23 protein-coding genes are annotated in these 26,609 nt (G+C 44.1%); 6 read left to right on the top strand and 17 right to left on the bottom strand.

Annotated elements, in window-relative coordinates:
• Nucleotides 1-9 precede the first annotated feature (9 nt).
• Both chrB and chrA read left to right on the top strand, forming a co-directional pair.
• Nucleotides 10-603, top strand: a complete 594-nt coding sequence (gene chrB / locus CVV77_RS11450) for a chromate efflux transporter subunit ChrB (protein ID WP_039075273.1) — start codon at nucleotides 10-12, stop codon at nucleotides 601-603.
• Nucleotides 600-1,136 carry a chromate resistance efflux protein ChrA gene (chrA, locus tag CVV77_RS11445; RefSeq protein ID WP_100275437.1) on the top strand — a complete coding sequence of 179 codons (537 nt, stop codon included), beginning with the start codon at nucleotides 600-602 and terminating at the stop codon, nucleotides 1,134-1,136. Before chrB ends, chrA begins: the two co-directional genes overlap by 4 nt.
• A gap of 181 nt (nucleotides 1,137-1,317) precedes the next feature.
• On the opposite strand, the gene CVV77_RS11440 is transcribed toward chrA, so the two are convergent.
• The 10 genes from CVV77_RS11440 to CVV77_RS11395 form a co-directional block, all read right to left on the bottom strand.
• Complete coding sequence (locus CVV77_RS11440; RefSeq protein ID WP_100275436.1) at nucleotides 1,318-2,031, bottom strand: endonuclease V; 714 nt, start codon at nucleotides 2,029-2,031, stop codon at nucleotides 1,318-1,320.
• Between the two features lie 122 nt (nucleotides 2,032-2,153).
• The gene (locus tag CVV77_RS11435; RefSeq protein WP_100275435.1) at nucleotides 2,154-2,507 is read right to left on the bottom strand and encodes a hypothetical protein; all 354 of its coding nucleotides are present in this window, start codon (nucleotides 2,505-2,507) and stop codon (nucleotides 2,154-2,156) included.
• 12 nt (nucleotides 2,508-2,519) lie between these two features.
• Nucleotides 2,520-4,385, bottom strand: coding sequence for a ribonuclease YeeF family protein (locus tag CVV77_RS11430; RefSeq protein WP_100275434.1), 1,866 nt, complete (start codon nucleotides 4,383-4,385; stop codon nucleotides 2,520-2,522).
• Between the two features lie 18 nt (nucleotides 4,386-4,403).
• Nucleotides 4,404-4,664 (bottom strand): YwqI/YxiC family protein, encoded by a 261-nt coding sequence (locus CVV77_RS11425; protein WP_003235626.1) that lies wholly within the window; start codon nucleotides 4,662-4,664, stop codon nucleotides 4,404-4,406.
• Nucleotides 4,665-4,673: 9 nt separating this feature from the next.
• A complete protein-coding gene (locus CVV77_RS11420) occupies nucleotides 4,674-5,096 on the bottom strand; it encodes a YwqH-like family protein (protein ID WP_100275433.1) in 423 nt (140 codons plus the stop codon).
• A 374-nt stretch (nucleotides 5,097-5,470) separates the two neighbouring features.
• A complete protein-coding gene (uglF, locus tag CVV77_RS11415; RefSeq protein ID WP_100275432.1) occupies nucleotides 5,471-6,793 on the bottom strand; it encodes a UDP-glucose 6-dehydrogenase UglF in 1,323 nt (440 codons plus the stop codon).
• A 195-nt stretch (nucleotides 6,794-6,988) separates the two neighbouring features.
• A complete protein-coding gene (locus tag CVV77_RS11410) occupies nucleotides 6,989-7,753 on the bottom strand; it encodes a tyrosine-protein phosphatase (protein ID WP_100275431.1) in 765 nt (254 codons plus the stop codon).
• Nucleotides 7,754-7,801: 48 nt separating this feature from the next.
• Entirely contained in the window at nucleotides 7,802-8,518 is a 717-nt protein-coding gene (locus tag CVV77_RS11405; protein WP_100275430.1) for a CpsD/CapB family tyrosine-protein kinase, read from the bottom strand.
• The gene (gene tkmA / locus CVV77_RS11400; protein WP_084991062.1) at nucleotides 8,508-9,254 is read right to left on the bottom strand and encodes a protein-tyrosine kinase activator TkmA; all 747 of its coding nucleotides are present in this window, start codon (nucleotides 9,252-9,254) and stop codon (nucleotides 8,508-8,510) included. The genes CVV77_RS11405 and tkmA overlap by 11 nt, the downstream gene beginning before the upstream one ends.
• A 233-nt stretch (nucleotides 9,255-9,487) precedes the next feature.
• Nucleotides 9,488-9,631 carry a YwzD family small protein gene (locus CVV77_RS11395; RefSeq protein ID WP_003221769.1) on the bottom strand — a complete coding sequence of 48 codons (144 nt, stop codon included), beginning with the start codon at nucleotides 9,629-9,631 and terminating at the stop codon, nucleotides 9,488-9,490.
• 203 nt (nucleotides 9,632-9,834) lie between these two features.
• Here CVV77_RS11395 and CVV77_RS11390 point away from each other — a divergent pair, with 203 nt between their 5' ends.
• Nucleotides 9,835-11,445, top strand: coding sequence for an SWIM zinc finger family protein (locus tag CVV77_RS11390; protein WP_100275429.1), 1,611 nt, complete (start codon nucleotides 9,835-9,837; stop codon nucleotides 11,443-11,445).
• Entirely contained in the window at nucleotides 11,432-14,200 is a 2,769-nt protein-coding gene (locus CVV77_RS11385; protein WP_100275428.1) for a DEAD/DEAH box helicase, read from the top strand. The genes CVV77_RS11390 and CVV77_RS11385 overlap by 14 nt, the downstream gene beginning before the upstream one ends.
• A gap of 126 nt (nucleotides 14,201-14,326) precedes the next feature.
• On the opposite strand, the gene CVV77_RS11380 is transcribed toward CVV77_RS11385, so the two are convergent.
• The 4 genes from CVV77_RS11380 to CVV77_RS11365 form a co-directional block, all read right to left on the bottom strand.
• Nucleotides 14,327-15,184, bottom strand: a complete 858-nt coding sequence (locus CVV77_RS11380) for a Cof-type HAD-IIB family hydrolase (RefSeq protein ID WP_100275427.1) — start codon at nucleotides 15,182-15,184, stop codon at nucleotides 14,327-14,329.
• Nucleotides 15,185-15,189: 5 nt separating this feature from the next.
• Entirely contained in the window at nucleotides 15,190-15,966 is a 777-nt protein-coding gene (gene glcR, locus CVV77_RS11375) for a transcriptional regulator GlcR (RefSeq protein ID WP_100275426.1), read from the bottom strand.
• A gap of 219 nt (nucleotides 15,967-16,185) precedes the next feature.
• Nucleotides 16,186-16,527: a single-stranded DNA-binding protein SsbB gene (gene ssbB / locus CVV77_RS11370; protein ID WP_003235640.1), complete on the bottom strand. Its 342-nt coding sequence runs from the start codon at nucleotides 16,525-16,527 to the stop codon at nucleotides 16,186-16,188.
• A gap of 76 nt (nucleotides 16,528-16,603) precedes the next feature.
• A complete protein-coding gene (locus CVV77_RS11365) occupies nucleotides 16,604-16,987 on the bottom strand; it encodes a hypothetical protein (protein ID WP_019259681.1) in 384 nt (127 codons plus the stop codon).
• Nucleotides 16,988-17,162: 175 nt separating this feature from the next.
• Here CVV77_RS11365 and CVV77_RS11360 point away from each other — a divergent pair, with 175 nt between their 5' ends.
• Nucleotides 17,163-17,573: a YwpF-like family protein gene (locus CVV77_RS11360; RefSeq protein WP_029316918.1), complete on the top strand. Its 411-nt coding sequence runs from the start codon at nucleotides 17,163-17,165 to the stop codon at nucleotides 17,571-17,573.
• 21 nt (nucleotides 17,574-17,594) lie between these two features.
• Complete coding sequence (blaOXA, locus tag CVV77_RS11355) at nucleotides 17,595-18,398, top strand: class D beta-lactamase (protein WP_019259683.1); 804 nt, start codon at nucleotides 17,595-17,597, stop codon at nucleotides 18,396-18,398.
• A 72-nt stretch (nucleotides 18,399-18,470) separates the two neighbouring features.
• Here blaOXA and CVV77_RS11350 read toward each other — a convergent pair whose 3' ends face one another.
• From CVV77_RS11350 to CVV77_RS11340, 3 genes are all read right to left on the bottom strand, one after another.
• Entirely contained in the window at nucleotides 18,471-19,127 is a 657-nt protein-coding gene (locus CVV77_RS11350; protein ID WP_181280839.1) for a class A sortase, read from the bottom strand.
• A gap of 94 nt (nucleotides 19,128-19,221) precedes the next feature.
• Entirely contained in the window at nucleotides 19,222-25,185 is a 5,964-nt protein-coding gene (locus tag CVV77_RS11345; RefSeq protein WP_100275425.1) for a SpaA isopeptide-forming pilin-related protein, read from the bottom strand.
• Between the two features lie 316 nt (nucleotides 25,186-25,501).
• The gene (locus CVV77_RS11340) at nucleotides 25,502-26,578 is read right to left on the bottom strand and encodes a response regulator (RefSeq protein ID WP_019259686.1); all 1,077 of its coding nucleotides are present in this window, start codon (nucleotides 26,576-26,578) and stop codon (nucleotides 25,502-25,504) included.
• Nucleotides 26,579-26,609: the final 31 nt, after the last annotated feature.

Raw genomic sequence — 26,609 nt, 5'->3', positions numbered from 1 at the left:
GAGAAACGAATGAAAAACCATCCTTATCGGGATATGACGGCCGCAATGGTGCGCACTGGAATATTAGGGTTCGGGGGCGGGCCTTCCGTGATTCCGCTGATCCGCCATGAAGCGGTCAATAAATATAAATGGATTGATGATGATGAATTCGGAGAAATATTAGCGATTGCTAATGCACTTCCCGGACCGATTGCCACAAAAATGGCCGCGTATCTGGGCTTCAAGCTAAAGGGCACGTTAGGCGCAATCGTGGCAACTCTCGCCCATATTCTGCCTACATGTCTTGCTATGGTGGGTTTGTTTGCGGCTGTAAATGTCTTAAGCCATTCAGCAGTTGTTGCCGGCATGATTGGTGCCGTAACGCCGGTGATTGCCGTAATGCTCGGAATCATGGCGTACGAGTTTGGCCAAAAAGCGCTTAAAGGTTTCGGCTGGGTTACCGGCATCCTGTTTTTCATCATCGCTTTTATCGGCCTGCAAACGTTACAGATCAATCCCGGCCTTGTCATTATCATTTTCTTAGCGTACGGCGCGTTTCATTTTAAACTGAAGGACAAAATGACAAATAAACATTCAAAAGATAAAGGAATGTCGGCCTCATGATCATGATGTATGTATTTCTGGCGTTTTTTATCGCAAACGTACTTGGGTATGGCGGCGGGCCTGCGTCTATCCCGCTGATGTTTGAAGAAGTCGTTAACAGATACAGCTGGCTGTCAAACGACCAATTTTCAAACATGCTCGCCCTTGCGAACGCATTACCGGGCCCGATCGCAACCAAAATCGCCGCGTATGTCGGCTACAGCGCAGGCGGGTGGCCCGGCTTCCTGATTGCGCTGATCGCAACTGTCGTACCGTCGGCGCTCGCATTGATTGTCCTTCTGCGTATCATTCAGCGCTTCCGCCAATCACCCGTCATCAAAGGCATGACGCTGTCCGTTCAGCCTGTCATCGCTGTCATGATGCTCATTCTTACCTGGCAAATCGGCGCAGACGGCATCAAAGCGATCGGATGGATTCAATCACTAGTAATTGCGGGAATTTCCCTCCTTGCCATGACAAAATTCAAGATGCACCCGGCATTTTTGATTATCGCGGCGTTTTTGTATGGGGGGCTTGTGATCCCTCATTTGTAGAAAAAGCACCTAGACAGGTGCTTTTTTATTTTGGTCAGAAATGCCGTTTGATATATGGTTCCTTCTATTCTCACAGATTGTTTAACATGGGGCGAATCGGTGTTTAACCGAGGACTGTGCCTTCAGAATATCCTGTATATAGGAGTCAATAAAAAAACTTGCAGCTCTCGGCCTGCAAGTTTTACACGTGATTTTTCTGATAAAACGTTCGCAAAACATGCGTTTCAAGGTCGGCCAGGCGGACAGGGGTCGGCAGTCTGCTTTCATGACTGATCATGCTCATCGTGATTTGATAGCTGCTTTCTAAATCAATGTTATTTCCGCAAGACAAGAAAATAGGCTTCACGTCCCGCCGCGTCCGCAGAGCCCGGCCATATACCTCGCCGTCAATGATAATATCGGTATATGCACCGACTTCATTTTCAGGCATCACGAAATCACAGCCTTTGATTTTGAGATACGTTTTCGCAATTCCAATTGTCGGCTTATCGAGAAAAAAAGCCGCATGGGTGGCAACGCCCATATGGTTGTAATGCAGATACCCGTTGCCATCAAACAAAAACACATCCGGATCCGTTTCCAGCTTTTTGGCCGCCTCGATGATCAGCGGCAGCTCGCGAAACGCAAGAAACCCGGACACATACGGCACGCTGATTTTCCCTATGCTGTGCACTTTTTCAATCACTTCTTTTGTATCAGCGTCAATCACGATGATACTGCACACCCCGTATGGTTCGCCGTCCTGTTCCCAATAAGCGAGGTCGACGCCTGCGCAGGTGTTGATGGAGTCTGGGGTGATGGTGGGTGATAGGTTGATTTTAGGTTGAAGGATGTGTTGTATTTTTACAAATTCTTCTTTGTTTAGGTTAAATAAATGTATTTGTTTAACATGCATCTAAAATCAATCCTACCTCTTGTTAACTAGTGTCTGTTTTTTGTTGTATTTTTTCACTTTAAAAATTCTAGTTAAAAACTTACAACTCCAGGTTCTGCAAGCTTTTTTAAATGAATGTTTAACTACATTTCATTATTCGTAACTTTGTTTAATATAAATTCTATATTTTCAACTATTTCAATATGGCTATTTGACTGAAATTCATACATGGGTTGATCCCAATCCTCATTTTGTATCAAAACTAGTTGATAAAATCCATTAGCATCCGCATCTGGATACCACCCTAAATCAAGTAAGTAATTTTTACGAGAGTATGTTAATTGCAATAAATCTTGTGAAAAAAATAACCACTTTTCATCGTCTGGTGCTAGGTTTTTCGGATCAATTTCTCTAAAACTATTTTGATTTATGGTCCATCCTTTTGGAATTCTTAAGGATTGTAAACTTATTTCTGGCATTTTTTTTATCTTTCTCATAAAAGCCTCCTATTACTTATCAATACCAAGTTGTTTTAAATACTTATCTAATCGACTGCCGGCAATCGGATGACCATGATATTCACCACCAGAAAACTCCGCTCTAATCCAACTTGTTGGTGTACCTAGATCATAACCGACTGTTTTTCCTGCATCATAAATGAAATAATAGTTGTTATTTCCATTATCAATAATATGACCTTTTAGAAGTGCCTCTTTTTCTAAAGCTTTGTTATTCACATCTGGTAAGTACTGAGCAGCTTTTTTACCTGTCATACTAAAACGTTTTGCTTCTTCAGGTGTCTTAGCCTTAACATGTTTATGTCCATGCGGAGTGAACGAAGCATTATTAAGCATCGTTCTAAATTCTTTACGACCATAATATCCATCATGCGCTACTTTATCGTGATTTTTAGAAATGTTAGGACTATGAGATCTTCCCTTATGGATGCCATCACTAACCATCTTCACAATCCCAAGATCCTTCACAGCAGTCGTTTCCACATCTACACGGACTGTCGGGAATCCGAATGTAAAGCCATTCGTTGTTACTGGGCGTTCTGCGTATACACGGACGTTTGTTGGGACTTTGAATTGTTTTACTTTTTCTAGTGTCTTGTTAGCTTTTTGGACTTTTGAATGGGTTGCAAGCGGTATGCCTTTGTCTATATGTTTCGCCAGTGCGCCGGCTCCAACGAGGCTTAATGCCGCTTCCAGCGCCCCTTGCTTCCGCTTCTCCTCAGACACTTTATTTCCAAACATATCTTTACCTGTGACAGCTTCAGAGAATCCGTTTGACGCAATTAGGCCGTATGCGCCCATTTCTGACATTTTGAGAATGTCTAAGGATTTGCCGGTTTTGTAGGCGTCTAAAGCGTGTTCGGCTGCGATAGCCGCTTTTCCGGTTTTGTAGATGGCTTTTCCGCCTTTGAAAGCGCGGCCTGCCCAGCCGACGACCGGTATGAAGCCAGCTGCGGCCATAGCTCCTGCTGTCACACGTTCTGCGGTGGAGAGCTTTTCGCCAGTAACCGGATCAACGCCTTCGGTTGCTCTTTTATAATCATAATAGCCAGTGACTTCTCCAGTGAAGTTGCAAACTCCATCCCATGTTTTTTCGTACCAAGGTTTGTTAGCTTCTTCTTCAGCCTTTTCCTGAAGCCGCCTTGCTTCGGCTTGCTGGGCTTTTGCATCGATATAGGTCGTTCCTTGCTTTTCTACTTCAATGACGCTTTTGTAGACTTCATTGCTGTGGAAGGCTTTTTTGTCATAGTACATAGGGGATGCGCTCTTCCCGTTGCTGGTGGCCTGCATGAGAACAGAATATTTGGTGAGCACTGCGTTGTCCAGAGATTCTAAATTTTGATATTCAGTGGTCAGGGATTCATCAAGCTTATCGACTGCCGTGATCGTGTCCCGTCTGATTTTTTGGGCATCGCCCATCTTATCTGCATAGTCGACAAGCGTGTACATGTCGAGATCAATAATATCGCTGATGCCTGACAAAATAGAATCGATTTCTTCTTTATGAGCGGAGACAATCTCTGAGGCTTTCAAGTCTCCATTGGGCAGCTCATGATCCAAAAAAGAAGTTTCCACATATGAATCATTCAGTTCTTGATCTTTAATATCTCCCGAAATGCCATTTAAAAACGCAATTTGAGCAGAGACAAGCGTCAGCCAGCTGTCGACGATTTCCGCCTGTCCCTGAAAGAAAGCTTTAATATTGTCCGCGCCTTTTCCTTTAAAATCGTCACCTAAATCTGCAACTCCCTGAAACGCTTTTTTCAGCGTATTCAGCTGCTCCTCAAGCGTCTCATATTGCTTTTTTCTGCTCTTTGCTTCATCGATTAAAGATTGTGATTCAAATACTTTGCTCATCGCACTGCCCTTTCTTTTCTATTTTACAGCTATCGCCTCGTCCTGCTCTTTGAGTGAATCAACGTTATCCTTTGTGTCCTCGATATTTTTCTGTACCGCTTTTTTATAATCTCCGAGCATGGTCTTGATGTTCTCCTCACGCTCATGATATTTTTTCGTGTAATCAAGGCTATTTTTTCCATTGGAGCCCGCGGCGCCGATTGATACGTCAGCAAGCGCATCTTTGACAGAATCCAATGTTTTGATGACTGTGCCGTATTTCAGCTTAATTTCTGACATAAAAAAAGATCACCACCATTTTAGTTTACTAATTTGTTTTCCTGCTTCTTCCATGAACTCTTCTCCCTTAGCAAGAAGATCGCCTGCGGCATTCGCTGCGCTCTTGGTCAAGTTCAGCTCAAATTTCTCTGCTTCAAGAGTGAATATTTTGAATTGAATTGAAGCCATATAATCGTTATATTTATTATTCACAATCTTGGATGCTTCCGATTTCGCCTCTTCTCTGCCCTTGTCGAAATCATCCGCTTTCGTTCCTGTCCAGTGCTTGCCCAATTCCGGTTTCACAATTTCTTTGATTTCAGTGATTGCCTCTTCTTGCAGTGTGTCTATGTCCTTTTTTGCTTTTTTCAGCTTTTCGATCTTGTCTTCCACGTCGGAAATTTTTCCGTTAAGTGAACTTTTGATATCCGCTAATACACTTTCATAACCCATCTGAATCACCTCTTAATACTCAAAAAGTCGTATGGAGGGGCTGATGAAGATAGACTTTTCCATACTTTATTTCCATATATTATATTTTAAAATAGCCAGAAGGCGGCTTAAATAGGGTAAATGGCTTAATTTAGGCTTATAACGCTCTCGATATGTAGGTCTATGATCTTGTTTTTGTTCGTTATACAGCCAATAAAAGCGTTTTATAACATTGAAATGCCTGAAGTCATAGTTACAAAGACACTTGAAAGAGACAGATGTTGATGATCTGTCTCTTGTCGTAATAGCACATTCTGATTTTTGTTGTTTTTTTTCGCTTTAGACCTTATTAAAATAGAAAAAAACTGGCTTCCAGCCAGTTTTCTCTATTCCAATTATTGAATTGCACCAGACGGAACAACCGCCTTCCGCCCCACAGAATAATACTCTACCCCTGCAGTTGCAGCTTCATCCAATGTGTAGCAGTTTCTGCCGTCAAATATGAGCGGCGTTTCCATCAAATCTCGATAGGCTGCTAACGGGAATTGTTTAATGTCAGCCCAGTCGGTTAAAATCATGACGGCGTCGGAACCTTTGACAGCTTCCTCGATCGTCTCTTTATATTCAACAGCTTGCGGGAGAACATGCTTCGCATGGCTTGCGGCAATGGGATCGTAGGCTTTCATACGGGCGTCGAGCGCAGCGAGACGGTCTGCAATGACAATCGACGGCGCTTCCCTCATATCGTCCGTATTCGGTTTAAATGACAGACCTAAAAGGGCAATCGTTTTTCCCGTCACCCCGCCGAGCCTGTTCAGCGCTTTATCCACCAGCATCGCCTGCTGATTGTTGTTGACTTTGATGACCGATTTCAGCAGTTCAAAATCATGCTCCACATTGCCGGCAATTTGCACGAGAGCGTTTGTGTCCTTTGGAAAACAAGAGCCGCCGTAGCCTATGCCCGCTTTTAAAAACTGACTCCCGATCCGCTTATCCTGTCCCATGCCGTACGCGACAGCTTCAATATCGGCGCCGACCTTTTCACATATATTCGAAATTTCATTTATAAAACTGATCTTAGTGGCAAGAAATGCATTTGAGGCATATTTGATCATCTCGGCGCTTCTGATATCCGTTTGATAAATCGGAATTTGAAACGGGCGGAAAAGCTCCTCAAGCGTCTTTGCTGTTGTCTGATCCGCTGTTCCGATCACGATCCTGTCGCCGTGAAACGTGTCATAGATCGCTGACCCTTCACGCAAAAATTCCGGATTGGATGCGACCGAAATGCAGACAGGCTCCGCAAGATGTTTAGAGATCAGCCCCTCAATCAAATCGTTTGTCCCGACGGGCACTGTGCTTTTCGTTACCACGATGGCATCCCGTTTGACATGCCGGGCAATACGTTTGGCCGCATCTGTAATATGCTCCAGATTCGCGTGCCCGTCGCTTTTCTGCGGTGTGCCGACCGCTATAAAAATAATGTCTGCCTGTGCCAAGCCGTTCTCATAGCTCGTTTCAAAGTTCAGCCGTCCATCAGCTGTATTTTTTCTCATCAGCTCTTCAAGACCCGGTTCAAATATGGGCGAAATGCCTTTTCTCATTTCATCAATCTTGTGAGCGTCAATATCAATGCAGGTTACATTGTGTCCAATCTCAGAAAGAGAAACACCTGTCACAAGACCGACATAGCCTGTTCCGATGACTGTTATATTCATTGTTTCCCTCCAACAGTTAAATTGCTGCTTTGCAGCTTTCGTATTATCGTATGAGAACATCCTATCATGAATGCGGATGATCTCCCGCATAGCCTGTCGGGTACAGCCTGTACAGATTTCTGAAATGTGATTCAATCATACAGTATACTATTATATCGCTCTCAGAAAGAAAGTGGTGAAATGAGAACCGGCTGTTTAAAAGAGCCCAAATAATTTTCTTCTTTTGACCGGTTGCGGAGGCTGCCTGTAGATCGTTTGATTTTGCAGAAGAAGCTCGGCGTTTTCCGTCAGCAAATAAGGAAATTCCGGACCGAATTCTTTCTCTAGCACATAAAGGGCCTCTTGATTGTGAACGTTTCTCGTTTTCACATTATGGGCATCTGAGGCTACGAAATGAATCAAATTGGCTTCAGCCAGCCGGAGAGAAAATGCTTTCAGCTGTTTACCGAAAGTCCCCGCAAGACTTCCTGAAGTTATCTGAGATGCTGCTCCTTTTTCTACAAGATGATACAGCAAGGACGGGTTTTCGCGAATTTCACTGTTGCGTTCAGGATGGGCGATTACCGGAATGTATCCTTTCAGCTGCAAATCATAAAAAAGCTGCTCCGCATATCGGGGAACCTGATCAAACGGAAACTCAATCAGAATGTACTTAGTATCGTTAAGCGAAAGCAGCTGCTGTTCCGCAAGGTCCCGTTCCAAATTGCCGTACATTCTGATTTCCTGCCCCGGAAGCACGGTTAAAGGGATATCTTCTTTGATTAAACGTTTGTTTAACTGATCTGCCGCTTCTCTGACTGCGGCTGGCTCGTTTTCATACATCCCGTTCTTATGATGCGGTGTCGCAATGATAGTCCGGATTCCCTGACGAACAGCGGCTCTTGCCATTTCTATGCTGTCGGCTGAATTACTTGCCCCGTCATCCATTGCCGGAAGAATGTGACAGTGAATATCTATCATGTCTTAGCCCCCTTTTTTCGCAAAAATAAATAACGGGCAAGATGCACGTTATTTATTTTGTATGAAATTTTCCTTGTTTCCGTAATATCCGTATTCAGAGTGCTTCGAAAGCTTTTTGCCGTTCATAATCGCCCCAAGGAGCTTGCTATTGCATGATTCGAGCGCCTCTTTTGCTTTTGCCGCTTGTTCTTTTTCTGTTTTTCCGCTTGAAATGACCAAAACAGAACCGTCTGCTACGTTGCCTAAAATCTGCGCATCCGCTACGGCGAGAATAGGCGGCGTATCAAAAATGACCATATCATACGCCGCACACGCTTTGTCTGCAAGCTCTTTCATCCACTTCGAGGAGAGAAGCTCGGCCGGGTTTGGCGGGATCGGGCCGCTCGTCAGCACTTCAAGATGTTTTTCATTTGAGGCTTGTACAGCCTGCTCCAGTGAGCTTTTCTTTAATAGAACTGATGTTAAGCCATTCATATTTTCAAGATGAAAGGCCGTATGTACCGTGGGTTTTCGCAAATCAGCATCAATCAGGAGCACTTTTTTTCCCTGCTGGGCAAATACGACAGCCAGGTTAGCGGCCGTCGTTGATTTTCCTTCTCCGGGACAGGCCGATGTGATCATCACTGATTTCATCTGGCGGTCCACTGAAGCAAATTCTATATTTGTACGAATCGTCCGATATTGTTCAGAGTTCAAGGATTTCGGCTCTGTCATCGCAATGACATTCCTGCGCATCCATGAGCCCCTGCTTTTTCTAAACGCCAAAATGTCCACTCCCCGCTTTTTCAGATTGGATACCGTGTAAGCTCTTCGCTGTTTTCGGCTCATTCGCAATGGTGGAAACCGTCCCTAAAACCGGTATGTCCAGCAAGGATTCGAGCTGCTCTTCCGATTTGATCGTATTATCCAAATGCTCAAGCAGGAAGGCCAGTCCGATGCTTCCCGCCAATCCGGCCGCAAACGCGATGGCAATGTTAAGAAGCGGCTTTGGCGATACAGGTGACGGATGTTCTGAAACCTCGGCTTTTGACAGAATACTGACATTGTCAACATTCATAATGGATGTGATTTTGTCTTTAAAGACAGATGCGATGGTATTGGCAATATGTGCCGCTGTTTCCGCGTTTTCATCCCTGACTGATATGTTGACCACTTGGGAGTCCTGTTCGCTGGATACGGTAATTTTGTCATTCAGCTCTTGAGATGTCATCGACAGGCCCATTTCTTTAATGACTTCATCTAAAATGGCAGGGCTCTTAATGATGACGTTATACGTATTGATTAACTGAAGATTGGTTTGGACATCGTTAAATTGGACTTCTTTTTGGTCGTTTTTCGATTGATTGACCAGAATCTGAGTTGAATTTTCATAGATGGGTGTAAGTGCGAAGAAACTGATGAGTCCGCCGGCAGCAGTGGCAGCTGCGGTTACAATCATAATCAAAAGTATGCGTTTTGTTAACGTTGATAATATCTCTTTTAAACTAGTAGATTCTCCCATGATACCTCCAAATCTCTTATAGCATCCTTTTCCATCTACGATTATACAACGTAGAAACCGCATTTCTCCAGCTTTTCACGTGACATGATTCGACATTTTTTTACAAAACGTTATGTTGTGACTTTTTATGTAAGCGCTCTATTTACTGTTTTGACAATGCTGTCTCTTTTTCTCCTATTCAGGCAGCCACGTAATCTCGCATAAAAAAATCCCGCAAAAGGCGTGCGGGACTCTTATGTTGCATATCCATTTTTAATATGAGAAATCAAATTTTCAAGCATTTCCTTCGTCGTCATCTCAGATGACCGCTCACCAATTTCATGTGCATGCATCAAAATTTTCAGAAATTCCTCTTGATTCAATTTCTTTTCACTCATCTTTTTGTTCCTTTCAGCTTCCATTAAGTTGAAAACACGATTATTATATGATGCCGGTTATCAATTTGCAATCTCTAATACATCATTCGACACATCCCATTTTTTATGTCCTTTTTTAGGAAAAACTTTTTCAGGCCGATGGGTTGCGATATAATAGAGAAATTGGATCTTTTTATTACGTGACTCGGTTAGGAGCGATAATCATGCTTCAGAATATGATTTCCAAAGACGATGTGCTGGCATCTGCTGAACAGCTAAAAGAACTTCTTCCTTACAATGAGGAAAATGTTCAGCTGATCAAAAAAGCCCTTATTTTATATCGGCAGGATTCAGTCTATCGTTTACAAGCAGTGAGTCCGACGGAAGTTACGGCTTATGTGCAGGATGTTGTGCCTGTGCGGGTCACATTGAACTTGTTTGTTATAGTCAAAAGCGGCTGTTCATGTCCGTCCGGAAGAATCTGCCGCCATATGCTGGCTGTGTTTTTATATGTATATGCAATGTTCGAGCGAGTGGGTACTTTTACAGAGTATTGGCTGGAGAGGGAAAAGCTTGAGGAAAGCAAAGAGCTCGTCCGCCGCCAGTTTCAGGAAAAGGTGCTGCCTAATGAAGAATCGCTCTCAAGCTGGCTTGCTTTTTTTGATTCAGAGTTTTCTCTCTGGCAGGCGCGCACGCCGGAAGGCAGCCAAAACATGCAGGGCCTCTATTACGGCTACCTGTCCGCATTAAAAAAGCACGCGCCGAACAAACCGGAGCTGAAAAGCCTGTATCAGATTCATTCCGCGATTTCGGTTTGGCTTCGCATGTTCACATTGATTGAAGCGGGCAAGCTAAACCCCGAGCAAGACTTTTATTCCCTCAATCCGTACGTTGAACAGCTAATGGATACAATCTACAGCTCTATTGATAAATTAAAAACATACGCGCTGTCTTTTGCGCTTGATCCGTTTTTGGAAAAAACACCGGATGTTGTTCGAAACTTGCTGTTGAAAGAAGAAATTTTTCAATATGAACGCATCCGCATCTTCGGTGAAATTTGGAGTGCGCTGCTGTCGCGGCCAAAATGGGTGGCCCGCGAACAGGAGATTTTGAAAAAAGAAGCCGGACGGCGTTTTTCTCCTGAATTGCAATTCGGCCGCCTGCATTTGGAATTCCTGCAGAAAAATGATGACGTTATTTTTGCGGAAGCTGATCAATTCCCGCCGGAAGCGCTGCCGTATACATTTCAGTGGCTGAGTGAAATCACTGCCAAGAAGGATTGGAAACGGCTGAAAACATGGTACCAGCGGATTGAACCGATTGCGATGGGTTATACGAAGCTGGATAAGCCGTTTAAAGAGATTCGCGACGTGATCGGCGAGCTGTTCCTTCTGCTGAATGCCTATGTGAAGCAAACCAATGACCAAGCGCTGTTTGAACGCTATGCTGCGGGCTGTCTGCCGTATACGTTCACAGAATACAGCCATCATTTATATGAGAAAAAACGATATGCCGAGTGGATCGAGATTCACAGCCTTGTCGGCTTTTCCATCTATGAAATGGATAAAATCATGCTGAAGGAAATTGCAGCGAGCGACCCGGAGGCGCTTATACCGGCTTATCACAGAGAAGTGGCCTTTTTCATCGATCAGAAGAACCGCAGCTCGTACAAGGAAGCCGCCCGGTATTTGAAAAAACTGCGCACCCTGTACAGAAAAGCGAAGAAACTGAAGGTGTGGGAGCGGTATATTCAGCAGCTGAGCTCGCATTATAAGCGCCTGCGCGCACTTCAAGAAGAACTGCAGAAAGGAAAGTTGATTGATGGCGAGTCTTAAAGAAATTCTCATTCACGTCGAACAAATGGAAGATGGGTCATTTACACTCTCAGCTTTTGATGAGAATGAGCAGCCACTTCCCTACAGCCATATGAAAAAGCATTTGTTCCAATGGCACGAATCCTCATTTTACGGAACCTTTCTTGAGGATGTCAGCTTCATCGGGACAACCGCTGTTTTGCTTTCTCCATGGATGACTGTAGAGCTTCTCGGCAAAAACTCGTTCAACTCATTCAGCTCCGTACAGCTTACTGAAGAAACGGAGCCGCTGATCGAGGCGGCATCGACCATCTATGAATTTATCGCAGACGGCGATTTTCTGCCTGACTATGAAGCATGGACAAACGGTGTTTTTCGCTGGAAGGACCGCGACAATATACTGGATGGCTTTACTGCGGATTGGTTTTCCGCTGCAGTGCAGGACTACATCCAATACGACGATGACCTACGGGAGAAATGGGAACACATCAAGGAGAAATCGCCTGCGGTCACGACATTCCGCGGACATTTTCTCGATGAAGAGGATTTTCTTGAAGGGATCGGCTGGATTGACGATCAATCTCCATTTACAGTCGGCCTGCGCTTAAATGAACCAGACTTTGACGGAGACGATTGGAAAATCGAAATGTTTTTACGCGATAAAAAGAGCGGCGCTGTTGAATTCTTTGACGGGCTGAAGAGCCTCAAAAGATCGTGGCAGGCATACAGCGATAAAATCGCGCGTGAACAGGACCGCTTTCACAGAACGGTTCCGTGGCTCTCATTTGATTCCGGGACAACGCTGATTTCAGAGGAAGAAGCCTGGATCTTCCTGTCAGAAGCGAGTGAGACGCTTGTCGATATGGGCGTTGAAATTCTCCTCCCGTCCTGGTGGCAGATTGTCAGAGACAGCAGCATGATGCTGAAAGCAAAGGTGTCGTCCGCCCCGCGCGGCGAGTCATTTGTCGGCATGAATGCGCTGCTTGATTTCAACTGGCGGTTTGCGACAAATGGAATTGAGCTGACTGAGGCTGAATTTAATGAGCTTGTCGCCAGCAACAGACGCCTCGTTAATATCCGCGGGCAATGGGTAAAAATTGATCCGCAGTTTATTAAACAGATGAAGCGACTGATGGAAAAAGCGGAATCAGAAGGACTCCACATGTCTGATATTCTGGCCCGCGAGCTAATGGATCAGCAAGAAGGCGGGCTTGAGGATTCAGATCTGATTGATACATCCGCTTTTGCCGGCATTCAATTTGATCTGTCCAAACAGCTCAGGTCACTGATTCGGAAGCTCACTGCCGCGGAAAACCTGCCGGAGCACGAAGTCAGTCCTTCTTTCAAAGGGACACTCCGACCTTATCAGAAATACGGCATGAACTGGCTGCTGTTTCTGCGGGAAAGCGGTTTTGGCGCCTGTCTGGCTGACGATATGGGTCTTGGAAAAACGATTCAAATGATCGCCTATTTCCTTCACGTGAAGGAAAGCGGCCGGCAAAAAACGCCGAATTTGATTATTGCGCCGACATCCGTACTCGGCAACTGGCAGCGGGAGCTCCAAACCTTTGCCCCTGATCTGTCTGTCGCGCTCCATTATGGGCCGCGCCGTCCAAAGGGTGATGATTTCTCTGAGCATTATGAAACCGCAGATGTGGTACTCACTTCATACGGGCTGTCGCATGCCGATGCTGAAGAGCTGTCTTCTGTGACATGGAACACGATCTGCCTTGATGAAGCGCAAAATATTAAAAATGCGCATACGAAGCAATCACGCGCAATCAGAAAGCTCAAAGGGCTTCACCATATCGCGCTGAGCGGGACTCCGATGGAAAACCGTTTGACCGAGCTGTGGTCCATTTTTGACTTCATGAATAAAGGCTACCTCGGCAGTTTGACAGGCTTCCATAAACGGTATGTGCTGCCGATTGAAAAAGACCGGGACGAAAAGAGAATCGGTCAGCTTCAGCAATTAATACGGCCGTTCCTTCTCCGGCGGACGAAACGGGATGAGGAGGTCGCGCTTAATCTTCCTGAGAAGCTGGAAGAAAAAGAATTTATCCCGCTCTCAGCTGAACAGGCGTCACTTTATGAACAGCTTGTCAAAGACACATTTGACCATATGACGTCACTGACCGGCATGCAGAGAAAAGCGCTGATTCTCAGCATGCTCGGACGGCTCAAGCAAATTTGCGACCATCCTGCACTCTATTTAAAAGAAGATCAAACCGAGCTGCTGGCCGGCAGATCAGTCAAGCTCGAAAAATTGCTGGAACTCATGACAGCGATTCGCGCCCAAAACGAAAGCTGCCTCATTTTCACGCAATACATTCAGATGGGGAACATGATGAAAAGGCTGCTTGAAAAAACGTTCGGCGAACCTGTGCAATTTCTAAATGGGAGCCTCTCCAAGCAAGAGCGGGATTCACTCGTTGAGAGATTCCAGAAGAAAGAATACCCGACACTCATTCTTTCACTCAAAGCTGGAGGCACCGGACTTAATTTGACCGCCGCCAATCACGTTATCCATTATGACAGATGGTGGAACCCGGCGGTTGAAAATCAAGCGACTGACCGGGCATACCGCATTGGCCAGGAGCGCTTTGTCCACGTTCATAAAATGATTACAACGGGAACAATCGAAGAAAAAATTGATGTCATGCTCGAATCGAAGCAAACCCTAAACGATCAAATTATCCAAAGTGAAAACTGGATTACCGAGCTTTCCACACAGGAACTCGAAGAATTGTTTACATTAAGCGCCTCAGCGCAATAATTGACTATAAAAAAGCTGGCTCCTAAAAGAGCCAGCTTTTTTCCGTTCATAGCCGTCACGCCGGATTTTCAAAGAATCCGTTACGCCGGTTATCAACAGGGTGCACGTTTGGTGCAGCATATAAACCTACAGCAAATTCTTAATCATATAGGCGACGCCGTGTTCGTCATTGGTCAAGGTAACATCGTCGGCCATCGCTTTGATATCTTCCCGCGCATTGCCCATCGCTACACCTTTTCCCGCAGCCTCCAGCATCGATTTGTCATTTAAACTGTCACCTACAGCTGCAGTTTCTTCGATCGGAATACTCAGCCGTGCCGCGAGCCTCTCCAGCGCCTGCCCCTTGGAAGCTTTGCGGGCAGAAAGCTCAAAGTTATGCTCAGCCGAACTGACAAGCGTCAAATCTTCAGCATGCTCATATCTTTTCCAGCCTGCCTCAAGCTTCTCTTTGAGGAAAGAAAAACCGAGAATATTATAAAAGTCGATCTCCTGATCAGCCTCAAACAGCTCTTGAAACGAGCCGATGTAAGCGAAGCCGGATTGGCTGTATTGAACCTCGGCCGCCTGCATAAGGACAGAAAGATCTGCTTCCGGATTCGCGCTTCTGAATCGGTCCAGCTCAATCTCAAGAAGCTCTCTGCCGTGTTGCGGCGTGTAAATGGCTGAACCTGTGAATACCTCGTAGTAATAGTTTTCTGACTCAAGCCATGAGAGAATGTCATACGCCCGTTGTTTCTCAATGGTTTCCTGATGATAAAGCCTGCCGTCAGGATCGTGAATGACGGCGCCGTTTGCGCTGATGACCCACGTTTTGATCCCGAGCGGCTCAAAAATCGATTCAACATCAAAATAAGCGCGCCCAGTTGACACCACCACTTCAATGCCGTCTTTCTGCGCCTGACGCAGCGCATTTTCATTTTCCAAGCTTACCTGATGCTTGCTGTTGAGTAAGGTTCCATCTAAGTCAATCGCAATTAATTTCACGTTTGTCAGCCCTTTCCTTCATCCTGCTCTGTCACGAGAAGTTCCACACCGTTACAGTCAAGCAAGTCACAAAACGCCTGATTCGGCAGCCTGTCTGTGATCAACAGATCGATTTCACTCAGCTCCGCATACTGATAAAAACTGGTACTTCCGAGTTTCGAATGATCTGCAAGTGCGATCACCTGCTTTGCCTGCTGAATCATTTTTCGCTTTACCATGCCATCTTCTTCATGCGCAATTGTAATGCCATGCTCAGAAATACCGACCACACCGATCAGCGCTTTATCGACGTGATAGCTTGAAAGCTTTTCAATCACAGAGGCGCCGTACAGAAACCGGTGCTCCTTTTCCAACTTGCCTCCGAGCAGATAGATTTCAATTCCCTCTTTATCGGACAGCACTTCCGCGAGATTAATCGAGTTGGTAATCACCGTACAATCATCCGCATTCAAATGCTTTGCACATGCCTGTACGGTTGTAGAGGCGTCTAAAATCACCCGGTCACCATCATGAATGAGCGATGCGGCAAGCCTGCCGATCTTGTTTTTTTCCTCGGACACTGTTTTCAATCGGCCTGAATAACTTTGAATTTTCTGATGCACAGTCGGCAAAATGGCACCGCCCCTTGTGCGGATGATGGCATTCTGTTCCTCCAGCTTCACGAGGTCACGTCTCGCTGTATCCCTTGACACTTGAAGGAGCGTACAGATCTGCTCCGTTGTAATTCGGTTATGCTGTTTTAAAAAATCCAAAATCGCTACTAATCTTTCTTCTTGGTACACGCCCTCATTCCTTTTCTTAACAATCATCTTTAAGTAATTATAAGTTTTTATTGAGTTACAATCAACATTATTAAGTGAATTTAAGCAAAAACGCATCATAAGAACCAATTTTTCCTAAAAAGAAAAAACCAGTCTGGTCGACTGGTCAGTTTTGAGGGGGATGATGCGGAGATCCGGATAATCGTGAATGGATAGAAATCGGGAGGAGCAGGGGTTATGTCAATCGGCCGTTTTTTCCCGGGGTTTAGGGTCCATAAAACGAACAGTATCAGCCAACACTTCCGTTACATACACGTTAACGCCTTCTGCGTTTTCATAGCTCCTTGTCTGGATCCGCCCGCTTACGCCGACGAGAGAACCTTTTTGGCAATACAACGCCGTGTTTTCAGCTGTTTTTCTCCAAAGTGTGCAATTGACGTAATCGGCCTCGATTTCACCTGAAGCATTTTTGAAGCTGCGGTTTACCGCGAGCGTAACGTGTGCAACTGCCGCACCGGCGGAAGTGTAGCGAAGCTCAGGATCTTTTGTAAGACGTCCGACAAGCATGACCTGATTGAACATGCGATTCCTCCTCTCCTTGCGGTTATATGTATTGTAGATGATGCAATGAGAAAAGAAAAACGCTTAAAAATGACTTTCAGCCTCTGTTTTTATCTTTCGTTTTCATTTTTCCTTCAGCTAAAAACATCTTTTGTTTTTTCCCTTTAAAGAAATATGTACTTTTTAAAAACCGGAAAAAGATTTGCTTTGTCAGCCAATTTTGCGTATTCATGCACACATAGGAAGAACCATCCCATGCAAACCACTGAAAGCTCAGTTTTTTTTCCGGCAATGACACCTCAATTTTATACTGTTCCATGCCGTCGTGTGTTTCGTATAAAAAACTCATCCTCCCTTTTTTGTTCAAATGGACTTCAAAAACTTCTTTACGGCTTAATATATATGCTTCATCCTTTTGAATCAAACGGTTTTCAGAAGGAGTGCCGTCAATGTAAATTTCTTTTAAACGAAATTGATTCATACACATCTCTCCGTAATCCATAGTCAGTTACAGTATAATGAAAAAATAGAAATTATTAAATGTTTCACCAATATGAAATTCTTTAGCCCCGGCATTGCAGCGTTTTTTCCTCTAAAAAGTTTATGTTATAATGGAAGGCAAGAAATCTTTGGAAGTAATCGGGGTGAGAAAAGAAATGAAAACCTTTAAACTGGTTGACCTGAATGTGGAACGAGTGGACAAGGAAGAAAAATCAATTGAACAGTTTCCCCTAATTGACGGACTGATTATAAATAAAGAAGACGGTGAAAACCACTGGCTGATTGAAGCGCTTGTATCGAAAGAACACCTGTCTTTTTTTGAACAGCTTCAAAACAGCCAAACTGAAGCCAAAGTATTTGTAACGATCACGAAAAAAAGCAACCGCCCCGCCCAGCTGACAGCGGCAGTGAAAAATATTGTCAAGCTGGAAGAAAGCATACAGGTTTTAATCTACGGACAAATGGTGACAAGAAAACAGCAAGGCACTGAAACCATTCTGGAGTCCCTTGTAAAAGAGGGCTATACAGGAACAAAACTGATTGAGGCGTTTAAGCAAAAAATATAAAAAATTTCTGAGGTGAAGATATTGAGCAAGGGAAAGGTGCAAGCACTCTTTTTATCACTTATCGGTGCGGCTCTGCTCATGACATCAAGTTTACAGACACCTACAGAAGCTGAAGCTGCAGAGAAAAACATAAATTCGAAAAAGCTGAAGGTTGATGAGTTTTTCACAGATCACGACGGCACTTTTATCTTGCGGGATTTAAAAAACGAAAAAACATTCGTCTACAACGATCAGCGCGCAAAACAAAGATTTGCGCCGCAGTCGACGTTTAAAGTTCCTAATGCGCTTATCGGATTAGAAACAGGCGCTGTTAAAGATGAATATGACATCAAATACTGGGACGGCGTGAAACGGGAACTCGACGTTTGGAACCAAGACCATACGCTCGGCTCTGCTATGAGATATTCAGTGGTTTGGTATTACCAAGCAATGGCCCGGGACATCGGAGAAAAGCGAATGAAGGAATGGGTTGAGAAAACAGGTTACGGCAACCAAGACATCAGCGGCGGAATTGATCAATTCTGGCTAAGCAGCACTCTCAAAATCTCTCCTTTAGAACAAACTGATTTTATGGAATCGTTATACAAAGAAAAACTCCCATTTGACAAAAGCGTCATGAAGACGGTAAAACGGATGATGATTCAAGAAGATGAAGACCACTATACGCTTTATGGAAAAACCGGTTCTGGCTCAGGCATCGGCTGGTATGCCGGCTTTGTTAAAACCGAGCACGGGGCGTACAGCTTCGTGACAAACATTGACGGAACCGGAACAGAAGCGAAAAGCATTACAATGGACATTTTGAAGAAATATGTTCTGCATTAAAAAAGACTGCCGTTAGGAAACGGCAGTCTTTTTTCTGTAAATATCCACTGCAAAAGAAAGACATCAAGAAACTTACATTTCGCTATTGCTATCATCTGTATGGCCGACAGCATCAATCAATTTCCCTTTAACTGCTAGACGTCCTTTCGTTTCCACAGCTTTGTCACAGGTAATTAACGTAATTTCCTTTTCTTTTGTATCCTGAATCACATCTGCATGTATTTCTGAAATCGTTTCTGTTGATGTCACTGAGTAAATATAGTCTTTTTTAAAATCTGTAATCACAATTTTGGCGCCTTTTTTTATATTCAACAGAGGTCCAAACAGAAGACTCTTTTGCTTTAGATGATGGCCCGCCAACGGATAATTCCCCTCGCCCATTTTCTGATCCGGGCGCATTGTTGCCGCCCCGATCAGAAGATTTTCGTTGGTAGTACCTTTTAGGATCGGAAGCTCCAGATCGACACTTTTAATGGTTATCCGTCCGATGATCGCTTTCTGATCGTGATCAAAGCCAGCCTTTATGGCTTCCATCAAATCAGGCGGCTGAATTGAGTCAAATTCAAAAGCAGCTTCTTTCTCATTATTTTTTTTCAGCTGCTCCACAGTTAATGCCGACTCATTCTGGCTTTTGCTAAGATAGACTATGATTCCTCCTTTCAAAAAAGGGGAACAGATAAGCAACAGTCCGAAAAGAATGAACAACGTAATGATCATTTTCTTGTACATGCAAAAATTCCTTTCTTATGCTTCATTCAAAATGAGCTGTGTCACTTTTAAAAAAGCACCTGATCGATTCTTCAATGATCAGGTGCTTTCATATTTATCCCTTTCTTTGCTTCTTTCTTGAGGCAACAGCTAAGCCTCCGCCTGCCATAAGCAGCAGAATACCGATCATTACTGTCAGCGTGCTGTCCGCATCTCCGGTTTTTGGAAGGGTTTTATCTGTGTTCGACTGACCATTCGAGCTGCCATCTGTACCATTGGTTTTCGAGTGATCTCCGTCATCCTTCACGTCTCCACCCGGCACAGGTTTATCAGGTTTGTCATGTTTGTCAGGCGTTGGTGGCGTTTTTACTTTCTGATTAGAAACCACGACCTCGACAGCTTTTGGCTGTCCTTTTTCGATTGTGAATTCAATCGGTGTTTCATCTAGTTTGTAACCTTCTGGTGCCTTTGTTTCAATCAATTGATAGCTTCCCGGCGCAAGGCCTTTTACTGTGAACTGCCCCTTATTCTCTGTTTTCCAGAGTTCAGGCAGCTCTTTGCCAAAGCCGTCAGTTTTTACAGGCTTGCCGCTTGCGTCCAATAACTTGAATTCAGCTCCCTCCAAAACTGTCGTTTTATCGTCTTGATCCACTTTGGTCACTTTCACGTCACCTGGTGCCAATATGTTCTCCGCAGTGATTTTGACTGGCTTCGTGTCAGTATTTGTGATCTTGAATGATATAGGTGTTTGATCCAAATGATAATCCTTAGGCGCTTTTGTTTCGACAAACTGATATTCGCCAGCTTTGAGACCGTGTACTGTGATCTGTCCTTTGTCATCGGTAGTGAAGCCGGATTTCAGTACTTTTCCGTTGGCGTCTGTCAGATTGAACTCCGCGCCTTGCAGAACTTTATTATTATCATGCTGATCCACTTTGGTGAGAACAACAAGGTTCTTGGTATTAACCGCTGTCACTTTCACTTGTTCAGGTTTGCCGCTATATTCAGCTTTAATGGTGAATGACACTGGTTTTTCGGATAAAAGATATCCATCTGGCGCCTCTTTTTCAATAAATTGATAGCTTCCCGGCGCTAACCCGTCAACTTCAATTTTGCCGTCTTCCTTTGAGACTAGATCGTCTCTCACAGTTTCCCCATTGCTGTCAGTGATTTTGAATACTGCGCCTGCTAAGCCTTTTCCATCTTGATCTTCTTTCATCAGCTGAACCGAGCCTTTATAGTTCACGAGGATCCCTGCATCTGCGGATTCTGGCTTCCCTGCTGCTGATTCAGAAATGGTAAACTCTTTTTTCTCCGTGTTTAACACATAACCGGATGGCGCTTTTGTTTCAACAAAGGCGTAACGGCCCGGCGCAAGGCCTGAAGCTGTGATGTTCCCGTCTTTATCGGAAGTCAGCTCTTCTTGAACCGTATTTCCTTCCTGGTCAATAATTTTAAAGACGGCTCCTTCAAGTTTTTGGCCTTCAGCATTTTCCTTCGTCAGCTCAACTGCGCCTTTATAGTTAATGGCGATCCCGGCTTTTGCTGGTTCAGGCTTTCCTGCTGCTGATTCAGAAATCGTGAACTCTATTTTTTCCGTGTTTAACACATAGCCGGATGGCGCTTTCGTTTCGACAAAAGCATAGCGGCCCGGCGCAAGGCCTGAAGCTGTGATGTTCCCGTTTTTATCTGAGGTCAGCTCTTCTTGAACCGTATTTCCGTCCTTGTCGATAATCTTAAAGACGGCTCCTTCAAGTTTCTGGCCGTCGCCATCTTCCTTCGTTAACTCAACTGCTCCTTTATCGTTCACGGCAATCCCGGCATCTGCGGATTCTGGCTTTCCTGCTGCTGATTCTGAAATCGTAAATTCTTTTTTCTCCGTGTTCAGCACATAGCCGGCTGGCGCTTTCGTTTCAACAAAAGCGTAGCGGCCCGGTGCAAGGCCCGAAGCCTCTATTTTTCCGTCCTTATTCGAGGTCAGCCCCTCTTGAACGGTATTTCCATCCTGATCGACAATGTTGAATACTGCGCCTTCAAGTTTCTCGCCCTCAGCATTTTCCTTCGTCAGAGAGACTTTTCCTTGGTAGTTGGTCATTGCTCCCAAATTAACGTCGGACACCTGATTCTGTTCATTTTTTGCGATGGAGAAGTGAATCGCTTTTGTATTCACGATAAAGCCTGCCGGAGCTTTCGTTTCTGTCAGGCGATAGTAGCCCGCCGGCAAACCGTTCATTTCCACTTTTCCATTTTTATCAGATTTTATATCTGTTCGTATGAGAGTATAGGTGCCGTCATTTGACTTTTTCTCCAGCTTGAAAACAGCACCCGCCAAAGGCTTATGTTGTTCATCTTGTTTGATAAGCGACACCTTGTTCTGTTCATTTACGACTTTGTACAGCGTTCCTGTCTTAGAGGAATTGCTGTCTATCTTAACAGAGACTCCTTTTACATAAGCATCGCTGATCGTATATCCGTCAGGCGCTTTTACTTCTTTTAATACGTAGGAACCGTAGCGGATATTTCCGAATGTAAGCTTCCCGCCAGCATCTGTCGTGCCCTTGCGCAGGAGCTGCTTGGCGTCCTCAGACCATAATTGAAAGTCTGCTCCTTCTAGAGCTTTATCGTCCTCACTTGTTTTAAAGATCGTCAGGCTTCCTTTTTCTCCAGATCCGGAACCGTCGCCGCTAGAAATGGCAACAAAGATCGAGCTGCTGTTTTCCTGAGTCTGCTCTTTCACATTTGTTCCTGAAATGGACACCTTATTTTTAACGTGGCCGTTCGTGCCGGCTATGTTAATCAGAGAACGGTATTTGATCACATAGGCACGGTCAATTTGCTTATAGCTGCCTATGAATGTCAGGACAAACGATTGTTCACCTGTTGTATTGTTGGTTTTGATGTCTAACGTGTAATCTTTGTCTTTTTGAAGCTCGACATCGCCCGCGGTCAGATTTCCGCTGCTGTCTTTGACCACACCGTTTTCATCATATTTTGCTTGATATACTTTAAAAGAATCTGCATCTAGTATTTGATTTTCATCCGGCGTGTCAGTAACTTTTACGTCATCCAGCGTTGATTGGCTGGAGTTGACATTAATGTTCCAATCGATGTAGCTTCCATTTTGTTTGCCGCCTTTGAAAACCAGATTTCCTCCGTTCGTAACTGAAACAGAGCCCGTCAACGTGCGGTCTGCATAACCGTCATTATGGTATGTTGCCTTGTTTGTGTACTGTTTCTGATCAATGACCTGCCCCTTGAGTGATGTCTTAAATTCAATCAGATATGGTACAGAATCGCCTGTTTTAAGGTGTACCGTCAGAGTGCGTTCATTATTCGCAGAAGGTTCTTCGACATCATACTTGGAAGGATCAAGTGCGTCTCCTTCTGTGATGGAGCCGTTTTTATTGATCGTATAGCTCTTAACCACAACGGAACCCGGCACAAATTGCTGAGGATCTGTTATGACATCTTTGATATAAGGGTTTTTCGTCGGCTCGCCATTATAATTGACGCCGATTTTCCACGTGATTTCCTTTGAAACCGCGTTGTATGAACCGTTTTTGAAACCATTGTTTGTCGTCTGATGATTCGGCGTAAAACCGCTTGATACCTTATTCGTGCGCTCGTTGCCGTTTTGATCAGTCCATGTTGACTGAGCTGTATTCTTGACGCTTTCGTTAGAATAATCAGCATTGAATGTTGTTGTGTAAGTGATCTTAAATTGACTGTCTGTTTTTTTGTAATCCCCGATCAATGCCAAAGTAAAGCCTTTATGGCCGGTTTTTTTTGTCAACGTATAATCTGTGTCTTTCTGCAATGTTTTGTTGTTCGTTATGTCTTGAATTTTGAACGAGTCATCAATCAGAACCAATCCGCCGCTTTCGAATTGATCATCCAGCGTCCAATTGTTCATCTCATAGTTGTTTTTATTAACTGTAATCGTCCAATCAGCCGTCTTCTTCTCATAATCAACATTTGAATACCCTTTGATGAGGTTCTGCTGAATGGCTATTCCAGAAGCTTCTTTTGAATCACCTGTTCCGGTCACCACGCTGTTGGTGTATGTTGTCGATTTATCAATGATCACTCCGCTGTTGACCTTTGTTTGATATGTGATTTTGTAAGCGCTGGTAATGGTTTTATTAAATTTGACTTCAAATCCGCTTCCATTATCGATCAGCGTATAGTCCTCGCCTTCTTTTAAAGGCGTTCCCGCTTGCTCGCTGCCGTTCTGTCCAAAGGTAATAGGAATAACCTTCAAGGAAACTTTCACAAGGTGCAAATCGCCAGTTCCAAAAGAATCTTTAATGCTGGCCTTGGATTGGTCGATCTGTTTCTCACCATAGTTGTATGAAAGAGCCCAGCTGAATGTTTGAGACTCTCCATCATAGCCGGTCGATGATTTCGCAATCATTTTTCCATATTTGGCTGCAACAGTGGCTTCAGCAGAAATGGGTTCCAGGTTGTCTCCGCTGAATGCCGCCTTGTTCTTCAGCGTCACATTCCCGCCTTCACTCGGCTTCGCACCATTGTCAATGTCAGTTTCGTATACAAGGCGGTAGGCCGAATCAATTGTCCCATCAAATGAGACGTTTCCTTTTGAATCAACGCTGTAGCCCGAAGAAACTTCATTTCCTTTGCTGACAGAACCATCAATGTTCACATTGAGTTCATACACTTTAACTGAACGGTAGATTAAGCCCTCTGGAAGGCTTTCCGTGAGTTTGGCATTTTTGACTTGATCCAATTTTTTATTGACATCGACCGTCCATATTACTTTACCGGGGTTGATGCCTTTATCCAGAACACCTGATTTATCAATGGTTTTACTCACATTTGGCTTAAAATAAACCGTTGTTTCAGGCGTATCGGAATTCACAGGGAATGGAATCTTTTGTGTTGTCGATCCCGTTATTTTTTTCTCGTTGAACTGCGTATTGATAACCAATGTGCCTTTGACATTAGAACTTTCTTTTACCTCGCCGTTAAATGTCATCACCACATGTCCGTTCGTATCAATAGAAAATGTCCCATGGGTGGTGTCTCCGGCGCTTAACGGCAGGTTCACAATGTCATTATGCATAATAAATTCTTTAGGCAAATCAAATTCATATTTATCGCCGGCATTGATTGTTTTTCCTAAATCGTCAGGAATGGCCCAATCAATTGAAATTGTCACCGGAGAATTCGTATCGGCGCGATTGCCCTTGTCATATGGCTTTCCATTTTCGTCCGTCAATGTCACGCCGGTTAAAATATGTTGCGTGATTTGTTTTTCTTCAGTTTGCAAGCTTTTGAAAGCTGATTGACTTGAGGATGACACTTTTTTTGAATCATCGCTCTTAGGAGAATCACTGCTCTTAGAGTTTGCCGATGATTTTGGTTCCTCTTCTTTTTGATCCTTGCTGACTGAAGGTGCAGATTTGCCATCTGTCCCTTTCTGATCACCCCCAGTATCAGAAGAGTCGTTTTTTGGCTCTTCCGCCTCGGCATCTGGTGTCTCATCTTTCTTGACAGGGATGATCACCTGCTGGGTGTTGCCTCCCCCTAGTTGAAAAAGGGCTGCTGTATGTTCATCGTCTTTTACATCTGCAGTAAACATGGCTGACAGTGTAATAGTCCCCTTGGCATCAGGAGAATCCGCGGACGTGCTATTTAATTTCACCGTCAGAGTGCTGCTGCCCGCTGGCACTTGATAGCTGCCGATGACCTGATCAGCAGATTTGATCTCACCTTCTGCACCTTTATCAAAAGTAAAGCTTTTAGGTATCTCCACATTGATGTCCTGTTCGCTTACTGCTTCTTTATCATGTTTTAATGACCATTCATATGTCAGTGCCACTTCATCCCCCGGCTTTAATGCCGGTTCGTTTCCTTTTGACCCGTCAACAACCTGCTGATTGCTGTCTTTGACTGTCACTGAATCGAAAAATTGTCTGTCGCTTGACGATACGCCCACAGCCTCCGCTGTAAGAGTATAGCTGGCAATCTGGCTGAAGAAGAAAAAGATGGCCAGGCTTATGATCATGAATATCCGCCCGCTTTTTTTCAGCCCTGAGGGAAAGCTCCTCTTTCTCAACTTTTCATTCCTCCCTTTTCATATCTATTTTTCACTTGCCGATTGATCCGCGAGACCATAGAATCATGTCTCATCCCCCCACTGCTAATGCCGAATGAGTTTAAAAACGAAGCCGAACCAAACTACATTGTATGAAATGGAACTATACAAATTCTGTACAACTAAAAACTGAATGAATTGGAGATTTGAAGTTTCAAGCGGAGACGTATGGCGAGAGCTTTCCATGAAGATGACATGTACAAAAAGAAAACCAGTGTGCTTCGATAGGGCAATCGACACACACTGGCTGGATATGGATTTTTGCTATATTTATACTTTAATTAATTTGATCCTTCATTTGTTTGTAGCGCTGATATTCTTTTATCGCCTCTTCTACCTTCCCGCTTTTGTTAAATAGCTGCAGCTTATATTGCATAATTTTATGATCAAAAGGCTCCATTTTCTCGGCCTGCAGGCAAATGTCCATCGCTTGATGATCTTTCATTTCACGAATGAGAAAATCGATCAGTTCATAAGCCTTTCCTAGCCAAAGCTGGACTAGACGCGTCTTTTCCGGTTCTGCCCACAAATAGCCATGCTCCATCAGATAATGATTTTGATAGGACATGAAAATATCCATGTGCAGATGTAATGTAGCTGTATTGAGCGGGGGCGCCTCTTTTAGTGACTGTTCCCATTCCACAACATCGATTTTTGCGCCTGAAAGTCGAAGAATATATCCTGTGCCGGTCTTCTCGATTGTTTGGCTGAAAGGGATCTGGCTGAGCAATTTCCTTATCTGATAAATGGTAGAGTAGAGTTGGGTGCTTGCTTTTGAGACATCATAATTAGGCCAAAAAAGATCGATTAGCGTGTCTTTACTGACAACACGCCCTTGATTATGAAGTAAAAAGGTGTATATTTCTCGTGCTTTGGACGTTCTCCACTTGACGGGAATGTTTGTTTTAACTTCCTTTAAGATCTGATGAAACTGCAGGTTCCCAAAACATTGGATCAAATAATGCGCCTCGGTATTTTCCATAGATGCTCTAAGCTTGTTATTCGTTCTGATTCGTTCAACAGTTGTCTCGAGCCGCTTGAAATTAACAGGCTTCAACAAATAATCAATAGCGTTCAGTTCAAACGCTTTGATAGCGAATTCATTATAGGCCGTGATGAAAACGACTTGGATGTTTTCATTCATCGATTGAATCGCTTCAGCAAGCTCAATGCCATTTACCCCCGGCATTTCAATATCAAGAAACACTGCATCTACAGCAGCAACCTCAGGATGCTCCAGAGCTTCAATCGGATCTTGATACGCCATAATAGATTGAAAGGCGTTTGTCCGTTCAAGCATATTTTTAAAGTGAAGCAATGCCAGGTGCTCATCATCAACAATTAACGCTTTCACAAAACATCACACCCTATATGTAAAATCGAGA

Source organism: Bacillus sp. SN1, from assembly GCF_002796895.1.
GTDB classification, from domain to species: domain Bacteria; phylum Bacillota; class Bacilli; order Bacillales; family Bacillaceae; genus Bacillus; species Bacillus inaquosorum.
Note: the sequence above shows the minus strand (reverse complement) of the source record. Positions and strands in the feature narration are given on the sequence as shown.